At 36.6% G+C, this 12,796-nt stretch carries 11 protein-coding genes; all 11 read right to left on the reverse strand.

Annotation, left to right across the window (positions count from 1 at the left end):
• Positions 1 to 8: 8 nt before the first annotated feature.
• The 11 genes from IGJ18_RS11990 to IGJ18_RS12040 all read right to left on the reverse strand — a co-directional run bounded on the left by IGJ18_RS11990 (position 9) and on the right by IGJ18_RS12040 (position 12,522).
• Positions 9 to 947: a 2-dehydropantoate 2-reductase gene (locus IGJ18_RS11990; protein ID WP_034700421.1), complete on the reverse strand. Its 939-nt coding sequence runs from the start codon at positions 945 to 947 to the stop codon at positions 9 to 11.
• Positions 948 to 1,280: 333 nt separating this feature from the next.
• On the reverse strand, positions 1,281 to 3,179 hold the full coding sequence (locus IGJ18_RS11995) for a BglG family transcription antiterminator (protein ID WP_178306369.1): 1,899 nt from the start codon (positions 3,177 to 3,179) through the stop codon (positions 1,281 to 1,283).
• 114 nt (positions 3,180 to 3,293) lie between these two features.
• Positions 3,294 to 4,739 carry a glycoside hydrolase family 1 protein gene (locus IGJ18_RS12000; protein ID WP_034700425.1) on the reverse strand — a complete coding sequence of 482 codons (1,446 nt, stop codon included), beginning with the start codon at positions 4,737 to 4,739 and terminating at the stop codon, positions 3,294 to 3,296.
• Positions 4,740 to 4,749: 10 nt separating this feature from the next.
• Positions 4,750 to 5,097 carry a PTS lactose/cellobiose transporter subunit IIA gene (locus IGJ18_RS12005; RefSeq protein WP_010720932.1) on the reverse strand — a complete coding sequence of 116 codons (348 nt, stop codon included), beginning with the start codon at positions 5,095 to 5,097 and terminating at the stop codon, positions 4,750 to 4,752.
• A 14-nt stretch (positions 5,098 to 5,111) separates the two neighbouring features.
• The gene (locus IGJ18_RS12010) at positions 5,112 to 6,395 is read right to left on the reverse strand and encodes a PTS sugar transporter subunit IIC (protein WP_218619969.1); all 1,284 of its coding nucleotides are present in this window, start codon (positions 6,393 to 6,395) and stop codon (positions 5,112 to 5,114) included.
• Between the two features lie 6 nt (positions 6,396 to 6,401).
• On the reverse strand, positions 6,402 to 6,719 hold the full coding sequence (locus IGJ18_RS12015) for a PTS sugar transporter subunit IIB (RefSeq protein WP_196763502.1): 318 nt from the start codon (positions 6,717 to 6,719) through the stop codon (positions 6,402 to 6,404).
• Positions 6,720 to 7,078: 359 nt separating this feature from the next.
• The gene (locus IGJ18_RS12020; protein WP_178306368.1) at positions 7,079 to 7,822 is read right to left on the reverse strand and encodes a hypothetical protein; all 744 of its coding nucleotides are present in this window, start codon (positions 7,820 to 7,822) and stop codon (positions 7,079 to 7,081) included.
• Between the two features lie 729 nt (positions 7,823 to 8,551).
• A complete protein-coding gene (locus IGJ18_RS12025) occupies positions 8,552 to 9,370 on the reverse strand; it encodes a toll/interleukin-1 receptor domain-containing protein (RefSeq protein ID WP_010720936.1) in 819 nt (272 codons plus the stop codon).
• A 388-nt stretch (positions 9,371 to 9,758) separates the two neighbouring features.
• Positions 9,759 to 11,399, reverse strand: a complete 1,641-nt coding sequence (locus IGJ18_RS12030) for a hypothetical protein (RefSeq protein WP_438843364.1) — start codon at positions 11,397 to 11,399, stop codon at positions 9,759 to 9,761.
• Between the two features lie 155 nt (positions 11,400 to 11,554).
• The gene (locus IGJ18_RS12035) at positions 11,555 to 11,683 is read right to left on the reverse strand and encodes a hypothetical protein (protein WP_438843365.1); all 129 of its coding nucleotides are present in this window, start codon (positions 11,681 to 11,683) and stop codon (positions 11,555 to 11,557) included.
• Positions 11,684 to 11,826: 143 nt separating this feature from the next.
• Positions 11,827 to 12,522, reverse strand: a complete 696-nt coding sequence (locus tag IGJ18_RS12040; protein ID WP_438843366.1) for a DUF4767 domain-containing protein — start codon at positions 12,520 to 12,522, stop codon at positions 11,827 to 11,829.
• Between the last annotated feature and the right edge of the window lie 274 nt (positions 12,523 to 12,796).

A 12,796-nucleotide genomic window follows, 5' to 3' on the forward strand; every position in this document is an offset into this window, starting at 1 on the left:
ATCCCCCTTTATTTTACCTGCAAGCTATCTTCTTTCGCATGGATCAATTCTGTTAAGAAGTCACAATAAGGTGTTGCAATACCATATTTCTTCCCTTTTCTTGAAACCGCACCGTTGATGTAGTCGATTTCCGTCAAGCGGTGATTCTTGATCAAATCTTGATACATGGATGGATAATGTAATCCGATCGTTTCTGGATCGAAACAAGATTCACAATGAGCGATCACTTCTGGGATATCTAAGTGGATATTTTCAGCTTCTGCCACTGCCGCAAATTCACGAACAATCGTTTCCACCATCTTATGCGCAGTCGAAGTTTGACCTAACCCTGCCATGTTCACATCCAAAATCGTGCATAACCCATTCATCGTGCCATTCACACAAGCTTTACGGTAAATGGAATAATGGATGTTATCAGAGAATTTCGCATGTAAGCCTGATTCTGATAATTTTTCAGCTAGTGCTTTCGCTTGTTCTTCTTTGCCTTCTCCAAGATTTTGCAGCTCAATTGAACCACTTCCAAACAGTTTGACTTTTCCAGGTCCTTCTAAGCCCGCCGTCCACATGGTGTTACCAATATAAATGTTTGCCATTGGAACAAATTTTTCAATGATATCTTCATGTCCGATACCATTCAATAAGCATAATACTTCCGTTTCTTCTTTGATCAATGGACGGATATCTGTTAGCATTTTTTCTAATTGCATCGCTTTAGTAAATAAGATGATCAAATCTACCTGATCTTCTTCGCCTACTTCTGATTGAAGAACGACTGGTAACTTCTCAACTACTTCTTTGCCATTGAAATCTGCTTTTAACCCATGCTCTTTGATTTGTTGGACATGATCTGCCCAGCCGTCGATCAATAGTACTTCGTTTCCACCTTGATGTAACATCAGACCGAAACGACTTCCCATCGCTCCAGCTCCTGCAATTGCAATTTTCATGTTTTATTCCTCCCTTTTGCCTTACATTATACCTATCTAAGATTTATTACACAATTTTATTCTATAGCTTAGCCTTCTTTTTACACTACTTTACGTGAAATCAGCTTGCCTAAGAGAAAAATGGGCAATCCTAAACTTCTCCGTTCAATTGGAAGTTAGCAGAAAGATGTTTCAAATTACTTCCTTCCATCACTGCAAGCACAAAAAAAGTAACCGAACATCAATAGAAAGCTTTCGGCTACTTTGGCAATGATCGATTAGCAGTGATCCCTAAGACAAAAGCGAGCTTTCCTATCATGCAAGAATAAAACCAACGCCCTCAACATTCACGGATTATTCTTCCGTTTCGACCAACATTTTCATTTTTAAGATGAATTCTGTAAAATTTTCTGCACCCGCTAACAATCGCACATTGATCGGATCAGAAACGATTTCGATAAACATTTCAAAAAAATCATTAAATTCTTTGGCTTCATCTTGTGAAATCGCAACTAAAGCTACGATTTGAACAGGATATTCGTCCCATTTGAGGGTTTCTTGCAAGGTCATAATCGAAAGGGCACTTTTTTTCGCCTGTTGTTCCAGCGAGTGGGGTACTGCGATACCTGATGGGAAACTGGTCGATGACATCGCTTCTCGTTTTTCCATCCTCTGGGAAAATTCTTCCTCCACATACCCTGTCACTAACAATCGATCAAACAATTTTTCCCGAATCATTTTAGGTGTCTGATCGGTCGGATCAAATTGATTAAAATAGAGATCTTCAATAATAAACCGATCAATCAAATGAAACATCTGTTTTCGCCAATTACTTTTTCGCTTGGCAGTCACCCGTTTTTGGATCTTTGCAAAATCTTTACGTGTCAAAATAGGATGGACATATACTGCGCCATTGATTTCAGTCACTCTGTCACGATCAGAAGAGACATACACGTCATTTTCTTGTATGCTTACCTCGTGATGATCAACCGCCACGATCTCCACATCTTCCCCTAGCATACTACGAATATTTTGAACGTTTGTTTCTTCAAAATCATGGTAATTGTTGTGATCAACTAGCACTCGCAACTTTGGTCTTTTTTCTTTTTTGCTTTCTAAGTAAGCCCCGATGTGTAAAGCGATAAAAGAAATCTCATCCTCATTAAACCAAATCGCTAATTTTTCCTGTACCAACATCGACAAGTAAACCGCAATGTCATACGTTAACGGATAGGCTGTTTTAATATCTAAAAGGCTGCTATTCCGGGTGAACCGTTCATATTGAGAGCGATCATAAAGATTTTGCAGATGGATAGCTAATTTATTGAAAAAAGCTTCATCTTGTAAATCAATCAAATAGGTTTCTTTGACTTTCTCTAAAACTTCATTTAGTGTTTCGATCACTCGAGCTTCAACAATTTTGGACAAGGATAGCTCTTTGCGATTCGTAAGATATTCATTTTGTAATCCAATAAAAAGTAAGGATAACTGCTTGACTTCAGCATCAGAAAAATGAATGTGATAAGTGTTCGAAAGAAGTTCAGTAATCTCCACACACAATTGAAATTCCGTTGCATCATTTCTTAATGGAAAGTCCTTCACACTTTTCAAATCATTTCCTTGGCGGATCCGTTCAATACTAATCGCAAAATGAAGCACAATATTGTTCATCGAATAGCGATTGATTTTGATTTTGTGTGAAGCTAAGACATCATGGATGGTTTGCTCTAGATCAATAAGCGAAAGCGTACCAATCATATCTTGGACATGATACTTTAGTTTTTCCTGGTAATCGCCTTCCTCATACAATAGCGAAATCATGTAACGCCTTTTATCACTTTCTGATCCTTCTAAATAAATTTGATTGGCTTTGATCGTTAATTTCAATTGTTTGTTTTGAATCTCGTTACGTAAAAGCTGGATGTCATTTTTTAACGTTGACTCAGAGAGAAACATCGTGTCTGCCAAATCATAGAGATCAATGCCATGATTGCTTTTTAACAACGTCAAAAACAACTGTGATTGCCGGTCATTCGTTGTTTGGATCACTTGCTTATCCTGGGTAGGTTGTTTGATCCGATACCCTTGATTACTAGAAATAATTTGTTGCTCTGTCTCATTGATCTTTGTGATTTGATTACGAATGGTTCGAGTCGTACAGTTACAAAATGTTGCTAGTTCCGTCGCAGTGACCCAATGCTGCTGTCGTTTTGCAAGATACGCGATAATCTCTCTTTGCCTTTTCGTTGCCACTTTCTATCTCCCCCACACATGTGTTGCTATCCATTGATTTGCCACACTATCTCAAAAAAAGGTGGATACGAAGATCCATGTCTCGCATCACACCTATTCTTTAAACTGGCGACTTTACAAATTTTCTCCATTCGATTCAATCACATTTTTGTACCAGTAAAAACTATCTTTTTTGATCCGATCACCACTACCTTTTCCTTCATTATCCAGATCCACATAGATAAATCCATAACGTTTTTCCATTTGAGCAGATGAACAGCTGATAATGTCAATCGGCCCCCAGGCACAATAAGCAATCACATTGACTCCATCATACATCGCACGTTTCATTTCTTCAATGTGACTAGCCAGATAATCGATCCGATAATCATCATGAATCTTGCCGTTTTCCAACTGGTCATACATTCCAAAGCCATTTTCTGCAATAATAATCGCTTTACCATAACGATCCCAATATTGCGAAAGTGAATGATACAACCCTTTAGGATCCACTGCCCACCCCCATGGATTAGCTTTCAAGTTCGGGTTAGGTGTCACCGATGCAGGGTTCAAATCGTTTTTCTTGGAGTCGACCATTTGCGAATAATAATAAGAAATAGCCAGATAATCCATCGTATTCGCTTGTAAAATGGCTTTATCTTCTTCAGTGATCTCGAGATGGATATTATTTTCAGCAAAATAATTCAACGCATACTGAGGATATTCTCCTCGAAATTGCACATCTGTATAGAAATACTCCATCCGATTACGACGTAAAGCCAAAATGATATCATCTGGATCGCAAGAAAATGGATAGGCGGTGCAATCTGCAACCATCGTTCCGATTTGCATTTCAGGGTTGAGCTTTTTCCCATATTCATAGATTTTAGCACTGGCAACGAACTGATTATGGATCGCTTGATAACTAGCTTCTTCGTAATGATCCACCGTATCATAAGGTATAGCCGTTGAATTGAATGGTTCAAATTGGATCAAGTTGATCTGATTGATGACGATCCAGTACTTCACTTTATCTTTGTAACGATCTAAAATTGTTTTTCCATATTTCACAAATAGATCGATCACTTTCCGATTATGCCAACCACCGTAGTTTAAAGTAATGTCTACTGGTGTTTCATAATGAAGCATCGTAATAATCGGCTCCATCCCTAACTCATGGATTTTATCAATCAATGCATCATAATAAGCCAAACCCGCTTCATTCGGTTCCGTTTCATCGCCCGTAGGAAAAATCCTCGACCAATCAATCGACGTCCGAAACGTTTTAAAGCCCATCTCTGCTAATAGCGCTAAATCTTCAGGATAGGTATGATAAAAATCGATCCCATGGCGTTTAGGATAATAGCCTTGTTCATCTGTCATATTCGCCTTCAACTGAGCCAAAGACATTCCTTTATGTTGCTCTTCCGCAATTTCTGCATTTGTTTTATCCGCATGGAAAACATGTAAATCAGCGAGGCTGATGCCCTTACCATCAACTTGATACGCCCCTTCTGCTTGGTTGGCAGCAATCGCCCCTCCCCAAAGAAAATCTTTTGGCATTTTGTATTCTTTAAACATGAAATACCTCCTATTTAGTTAATTTTTTTGAAAAGTTTCGAAACAACCGCACCATATGTTCACCAATCAATATCTCACTTTGCGCTGTCATCAGCGTATCTTGCGCATGACAGAACAACGTAGAATAGCGGATCTGCTCTCCTGAAGCTTCCATTTGTAACGTATCTGTTTGCAAGCCGTGAGCAATCACCACTTCTTTATGTGCCGATTGAATCAATTCTTCTGCTTCATCGAACGCCATTTCCTCCAGTGCATTCAGACCTTTTACCAGTAATTCACGAGCATTACCTGCATGGATCAAAATATTCATCGATAATTCGTTTAGGCTATCTGTTTCTTCCACAAACTGTTGTGACATACTACTACCTCCAATTATTGAGCCGTTGAAGCTTGCATTGCTTTTGCTTGCGCCGCTTCTTGTTCTTCAGCAATTTTTTCTTGTTTTAATAATGAACTATCATATGCTTTAAAAAATGGTAAGAAGATAAACCATGTAATAACAAAGATCAACAGACAGACGATGACCGCACGGAAATCTTGAGTGGCTAAATAAGATGTAAATGGATATGGCATGTACCACAACAAGAATGATTGACTAGGAATATTCACGAAGCCCATATTCATCACAACATAAGAAATCGTTGGTACGATCAGTGCATTGATCCACATAGGAATCATCAAATAAGGATTAAAAGCAATCGGTGCCCCAAAAACCAACGGTTCATTAATATTAAAGATCGAAGGGATAAAGACCGCTTTACCAATCGCTTTTAATTGTGCTGATTTACTTAACAGCAACATCATCACAGACAAGGCCAAGGTAGTCCCCACACCACCCATTGATGAAAAAGCATAACAAGTTTCTTGAGTAGCAATGTTCATTGCTTGTCCACCATTTGCAACAGCCTCAGCATTAGCAGCTAATCCAGCCATATATACAGGATAGATGGCCGGCATCATCACCCAACCTGAAATACCGAACGTATATAAAAAGACTGGGATAAAAACGGATAAGACAAAACCTGGATAAGATTGCACGATTTTTGCCAATGGACTGAATGCCCAAACGACCACTTCAAAGAAGTCAACATTCATTTGTACCGTGATAAACCAACCAACGATCAAGATAAACGTAATCGGCAATAAACTATTAAACCACCCCACCACGAAATCAGGGATCGGTGTATCTTCATCGAAAAATGATCTTTTAGCAGCAAAATTCATCACACAGGCAACAAAAAGACCAGAAATAATCGCAAGAAACATGCCTGTAGCGCCAAACCGAGAAAGAATAAACGTAGCATTTCCTTCAGCAGATACTGTTGGAAATAGTAACATCATGAATAACACTAATCCGGTAGCACCTGAAATCAGCTTTTGACCGCTGTTTCCCTTTTTTTCCATGAGATAATAAGGAATCAAAAAAGAAACAATCAAACCAAACATCCCAAAAGAAAAATTACTAATCATTGAAAAATCAGGTAAACCTGCAAAAAGATTTTTTAGCAGAGAAACCACTGTAACTAAAGAACCAACAAAAACTAACGGCAAAGCCGCCATGATCGAATCTTGGATCGCCGAGACCCAAGGATTCTTAACAATTTTATTTACTTTTGGCGCAAATTTGTTCGTCATGAAGTCCATAATTTTATTCATCATTCGTTAGCCCTCCATACTTAAAATCAGATCTAGTGCCTTATCTCCATTTAAAGTGCCATAGGTTGCTTGTGGAATGACTGCTACTTTCACGTTCTTTCCTTCAATTTGTGCTTTGAGATCTGCCAACATATAAGACAAATGCGGACCAATCAACAGATAATTGATCTCATTGATCCGTTCATCCAATTGCGACTCACTAGCCGCTTTTACAGTTACTTCTTCCCCTCTTTTTTTCGCTGCTTTTCGAATAGCAGCCGCCATAAATCCACTAGAAGCACCAGAACCACAAATCAACAAAATATTTTTTGCCATCTTTACCATCTCCCCTTTTTTTCTTACACGTTTAGTTTAGCTACCGAGGTATGCGCTTTCAAACTTACTTTTTTCCTAGGTAGCGGAAATTAATTAACGTGAGGTTCTCTTTTAGCTATTATAGGGTATACTCCTCTTAGTTACTCCACCAGTTCTGTTGAAAAACGAATCCTGATAGTTAGGCTCATATCATCAGCTGGCTAACATTTCTGTGAATATCCCCGTACTTCACTAAAAAAGAAAAACATTCCCACAAAAAAAGAGAGCCGATCAGATTCATTCTGATCACGGCTCCCCCTCTATGCCATTTTTTGATTTATGCTTGTTATCAATAAACTCAGCATCCACTAATCATTCCTACCGTTACCTTAACCCAATGAAATCGGTTGGATATAATCTACCTGCCATTTTTGTTCTTTGTCTGAATAATTGAAATACCAGATCTGAGAAAAATATTGTCGCTGATGCTTGTACCCTGATAAGAGCAGGTTATTTTTTCGATCAATCGTATAATCATAGCAACTAAAATCAATTCGGATCGAGAAACTGTCTTCCTCTATTTGACGATAGTTCCCCAACTGTTGCAGTACGATTTTTTTAGTATGATTTTTAATACCTTCTGCTTGATTCTTTTGTAAGACTTGTTGATGCTCCAAAAATAATTTTTTCGTATAATAGCGCGAGGCTTTTTCCATTTTTTCATGTTCCCAAGCGTTTTGAATCGCAAAGAAGCTGGTTTCGATCTCTGAAAGCAATCTTTTCTTCGCTTTCTTTTTCCCCGGCATACGAGAAAATAGCTCTCTGGTCACACTGTGCTGTTCTTTCTTCCTTTTAAATAAAGCAAACGCCGCAAAACCACCAACAGACGCCCCCATTAATACATAGTCCTCTACGTCACCGTATGAACTCGATCGATAATACCCTCGTGATCGTCCGATAATTGGCCGATCGTCATAAAAATGATGTCCGACCGAACTACCACCAAAACTTCCACCAGATCCACCGCTTCTCGTTGAGCCACCTCCATGTCCACCCGCTACTGCAAAGCCCTGTACTGGCAAAGCCAATAAAAAGAACAGACACAACAAACAAGCCAAATAATGTTTCTTCATGTTCCCCCACCCCATTCATCTTCTGTTAGCAACAATCTAACGCTGAAATCCCTCATTACTACACTAGCTCGGCAATTTCAGAAGCTATGTTATCAGTCCATTTATTTCATACGTTACTTTACAATAAATTGACTAGCAATAACTTAGTTATGAAAAAAAATTAATAAACGAACAAATGAATGTTGAATCTGGATTTCTGCTTGTTAAGTGTTAATCAATGCGTTAAAAGCAAGACTGCTAGAAGATGATCTATTCAAATCCTGTATTAACTATTGACTGGGTGAAAAAGAATGCTTATAAGCGTAGGATCTCTGTCGAATCTGAAAGATTGCCTTATCCAATAATCATTGATGAAACAAATTAAAAAAAACTGGATTTCTCTCTAAAAATATCAAACCGTTTTTTCATTAAAGAATATTCAATTTTATGAATATGATTAACGACTTATATGTCATTTATGAGACTGATAGGCACTGGCAACTGTGAAGAAATAACTGACAGTTAAATGGACGTCTCACCTGTTATCACTTGATAGCTTTTTAAAATTTATAAAAAATGAACAGAAAGCGACTCCTTTTCTGTTCACTAATATGCGTTATTCTTATTTAATACGGTTGGATAGCCAAACCAATTTATTCATTAATATTCTAATAAATAAAAGTCATTCTTGTATTTTCTATTACACATATATTCTACAAAATAGCATAAAATTTCCTAATATAGCTTATACTAATCAATAATCTCAAGTGTTTCTCTATAAGCATATATATTTCTATAATTTTTTAACTCTTGAAAACTTTTGCACTCTGTAAAATCCTTCACTTTAAATGCTATCCTATCTCCCACTTTCATTGATTCTGCTTCAGGAAAATAGTTCGTGTTTAATTGTAACCAGTGATTTTCACCTTCTTTAAAAACTTCTCCTGTAGGAATTAAATTTTCAATTTTAGCGAAAACATATCCTTTGTTCTCCGTTATTTCACTAATTCTTGATTTCCATACTTTATCTCTGGGGATTAAATCTCTTAAATTCTTACAACATATCTCCGCATTATAAGCCAGTTCTGTCTCATTAAATGATAAAAAGCTATCCCTTAGAATATTTCTTACAAAATCTGTTAAACCCTTTTGACAACGGTCATCTCCAGTTAAAAATATCCCTTTGTCTTTACTATTTATACAACAGCTTAAATAGCTATGATGCTTTAAATCAAAATCAGGTAAAAATAATTGTGTGTACTGATTTTGATTGAGCCAAATAGCTCCCATTTCATTTAAACAAGCAGTACTTTCGAAATAGTCATCAGAAAGTAAAAAAACTGCATGTTTTTTTACTTTTATAGTTTTTTCGAGATAGTCAAAAATGTTATTGCCAACTGGTATTTCATTCATTTTATGAGAAGAATACAATAACATATCATTAGGAACTCCACAGCTTACCAATAGGTCTCGGATGAGATCACCATAATTTTTATTTTTAGAACTATGACTTAATAAGACAGTCGGATTACTTAGAGAAATAGTTTTCCCTTTAAATATTTCAAACATCATATTTTCTCCTTCTTTATATACTTAAACAATAAACATCATTCGCTAAAATCGGATTTCCAACAGCTAAATTGTTTATTTTTATCAATAAACAAAAAGCTACGTATATACTTTTTCCACATATTTATATAATGCAACCCACTATAAAAATACTAGAAAAATACTATTAAATAACTTTAAAATCATAAAAAGTTCTTTTGCCATCATAATCGTTCAACTTTTTTCTAAAAATCAATCACTCGATGTTGTCTATTTTTTCTACTGTCATTCACCATGAACTAAATAAGAATAAAAAAACACCTAGTGATCTCACTAGATGTTTCGGTGTCCCGTCTTTTACAAATAAAAACGAATCTTTCAGTTTTTTGTCCTAGTACGAATATTTATGTTACGCAATTTTTTTCGAAACGAAACATTTGCCGATCAAGAAACGAATAAAAACAAAAAGATAGCTTCCTAGACTGACAATAAAAGCAAGAATCATTGTAAAGGGATACTTAGAAGAAACTTCAATTACCGTTGTTCCTGCTTTTCCTTCAAATGTTGCTAATCCTTCATTGTTTTCAATCTTGGTATTTTGCCCATTCACTTTTGCTGTAGTTCCCCAGTAATCAAACACGGGTAACGTGATTTTTTTATCTTTAGCACCTTTGACTGTATAGACTATTTTGGAATCAGAAGCTTTATATGCTGCTGTTTGCCATTCATTGTCCACCCTTATTTCATGCTTTTGCAAATGCTCCTTATATTTCATGGCTTCTAATGGTGCATAGTCAAGGACCCCTCCAACACCTACAGTGATGTAACTACCTAGAGTGTCTTTGTTCACCTCTAAATGGTCACCTAGTGTTGGCACTTTGTGATTATAATTGGCTTTAGTGGCTGCCGAAACAACAAACATAAAACAAACAATCGCTGCAATACTAAGTATTCTTTTTTTCTGACCAAATATCATCCTATTAAAAACAATGGATAAAATTAATGAGCCAAAAAGTACCTGAAACCCTAATATCCGCCAAGGAAATTGAAGCAATCGAACGGGTGTATTTTGCAATAGTGCCCATGGGACCAGCTTAGTTGATAATAACCAGGTAGCTACTGCAATCAGGTAAATCACTTTTTCCTTGCTCGTTAGCTTTTTAAAATACACAAGCGGAAGAATCAAAGAAACAATCCCGATAATCCCGATTGTAAAGGAGGCCAAATCATTATTCATGGCTCCAATCAAACTATCAGATACATTGATCGCTTGATTTTGCAGATCTGTTTTTCCTGGCTGATTGATGGATTGATACATGGTTTGCTTGAACATAGGATACCAAAAATAGGCTGTTAAAAGAATCGTCATTCCCACAGCTTTTGACATCTCCAACACCAAGCGAATGGTTTCTTCCTTATTTAGTTTATTCACAATCAGTTTGCCTATGATCATCATTCCAATGAAAAACGCACACATGAAAGTAGAGAGAACATGCGTATAAACAAGCAAACTCATACTGATTGCTAACGGGATCGCAGCCGTTGCTTTCTCATAGATCATTTTGTAAGCATAATACAATACTACAGGCATAATCGTCAGTGCAATCGCTTCTGCAATCGCTGAACGATGGTAAATATCAATCGTTCGATAGCTATAAAATGTATACAGACAGCTAAATAAAAAGGCAGCATCTACTCGCTTTAAAAATTTTTGACCATAATAAAACATCAATAGGATGGTACAAACATTCAACACCCATACGTATAAAATATAACTTACGATCAAATTATTGGTAATCCAATAAAAAATTACCGATGGAAAAAGGGTAAAGTAGGGGTAAAAATAGTTCACACCGCTGCCATAACTATTAAAAGTCGTAAAATTGATTGGTCCTGAGAATATAGAGGATAATCCTTTAATTCTGGAAAGATGAAATGCGATATCTCCTGTCGTAGAAATCGTTTGTGCATGCCTAAAATAATTCACAGAATAAAGACCCGCAATAAGTATTAATATAACAAATAAGAGCAATTTTTTCTTTATTTTCATTAGTGACTCCTTTCAAAAAATCATAATAAGTATAACGTAATTATTGGAATTTTTCATAAATTTTTCTGTTTTATTTAGCAAATTATCCTTTCAGAAACAAAAAAAAGACTGAGACATCCATCTCACTCTTTGCTCTGGAAACAGATAAATGGTGTTCAAGCATCCGCTCCTTGAAATAAGCCTGAATTTTTCAAAACATGAGGAGCTGTTTCTAAAAATTCTTTCTTATTGTCATCGGAGCTAACCGATGCTTTCACAACCTCTTTTCCATGGTGTTCAAGCATCAGCTCCTTGAAATAAGCCTGAATTTTTCAAAACACGAGGAGCTGTTTCTAAAAATTTTTTCTTATTATTATCGGAGCTAACCGATGCTTTCACAACCTCTGTTCCAAGGAATTTTCTTTCTAAGTTTGGAAGGACGTCTCCTCTAGCTATTCACAATCCGCTCGAAACCGTTCTTCAATTCATTATTCTCAGTTTCTTTGAAATACAAATAATTGTTTGGGTTTCCTTGGTTTTGCTGAGTCACCATTACCTTAGGTTGATTTTGTTGGAAACCAAAGAAATACAAATGAGCTCCAGACGGTTTTGGATGATCGATATCAGAATAGATCGCCACTAATTCAAATCCCGCTTGTCCTCTGCCATTTTCTGACCATTCTACGGTAACCGGTGTTTGATCAATCACCATAGACCATTGCCCATCAAAAATGTATTGTGGTACTTGCAATCCATAATAATTAGCATTCACATGATCATTGTAGCTTCTATACTGTTGTCCCATTTCCTGACCCCAAGTTGACATAAACGTAGCTAATTCAGTCGCTTTACTCGCATCCCAGCTATTTTTTTCAACTGGCTGACTACTTGATGTCGCAGACTCAGCCGTTGTAGTTTGAGTTGACTCTGATGTACTCGTCGTCGTGGACTCTGTTTTTACCTTTGTTTCTGATGAGTTGGATGATTCAGTCTTATCAGATTCTTTCGTCGTTGTTGAACCTGTCTTACTTGTTTTTGTAACAATAGTGTCTGTCGATTTACTTGAAATATCTTTTGCCTGATCCGTTCCACAACCAGCTAGTACAAACAACAACCCCACAGCCAACAATATCCCCTTTTTCATTAATAAAACTCCTCCTTGATTGTTTCACTCATTCTAACAAACCAAACTTGAGATTATGCCGAAAATTTGAAAAATTATTTCTAACCAATCCCTCATCTGCAAACTAGAAAATTGGTTTAACCGTCACGAAATCAGAATCAGATACTCAAAAAAAGGTTTATGTAGATTTCTAAGGAGTAGTTCGCCATAGAAAATACTAATCAACTATAAGAAGACACGGAAAAATGCGCCCCCTCATTTATCAATTATGACTAGTATTAAATACATCTAACTC

Origin of the sequence: Enterococcus sp. AZ078, from assembly GCF_051714985.1 — a bacterium.
GTDB classification, from domain to species: Bacteria; Bacillota; Bacilli; order Lactobacillales; family Enterococcaceae; genus Enterococcus_B; species Enterococcus_B hirae.

Excerpts from the sequence above, each read along its gene's own strand:
- IGJ18_RS11990 (WP_034700421.1), bottom strand. The coding sequence starts at position 947 with ATGAAAATTGCAATTGCAGGAGCTGGAGCGATGGGAAGTCGTTTCGGT.
- IGJ18_RS12000 (WP_034700425.1), bottom strand. The coding sequence starts at position 4,739 with ATGTTTAAAGAATACAAAATGCCAAAAGATTTTCTTTGGGGAGGGGCG.
- IGJ18_RS12005 (WP_010720932.1), bottom strand. The coding sequence starts at position 5,097 with ATGTCACAACAGTTTGTGGAAGAAACAGATAGCCTAAACGAATTATCG.
- IGJ18_RS12010 (WP_218619969.1), bottom strand. The coding sequence starts at position 6,395 with ATGAATAAAATTATGGACTTCATGACGAACAAATTTGCGCCAAAAGTA.
- IGJ18_RS12015 (WP_196763502.1), bottom strand. The coding sequence starts at position 6,719 with ATGGTAAAGATGGCAAAAAATATTTTGTTGATTTGTGGTTCTGGTGCT.
- IGJ18_RS12020 (WP_178306368.1), bottom strand. The coding sequence starts at position 7,822 with ATGAAGAAACATTATTTGGCTTGTTTGTTGTGTCTGTTCTTTTTATTG.
- IGJ18_RS12025 (WP_010720936.1), bottom strand. The coding sequence starts at position 9,370 with ATGTTTGAAATATTTAAAGGGAAAACTATTTCTCTAAGTAATCCGACT.
- IGJ18_RS12030 (WP_438843364.1), bottom strand. The coding sequence starts at position 11,399 with ATGAAAATAAAGAAAAAATTGCTCTTATTTGTTATATTAATACTTATT.
- IGJ18_RS12035 (WP_438843365.1), bottom strand. The coding sequence starts at position 11,683 with ATGCTTGAACACCATGGAAAAGAGGTTGTGAAAGCATCGGTTAGCTCC.
- IGJ18_RS12040 (WP_438843366.1), bottom strand. The coding sequence starts at position 12,522 with ATGAAAAAGGGGATATTGTTGGCTGTGGGGTTGTTGTTTGTACTAGCT.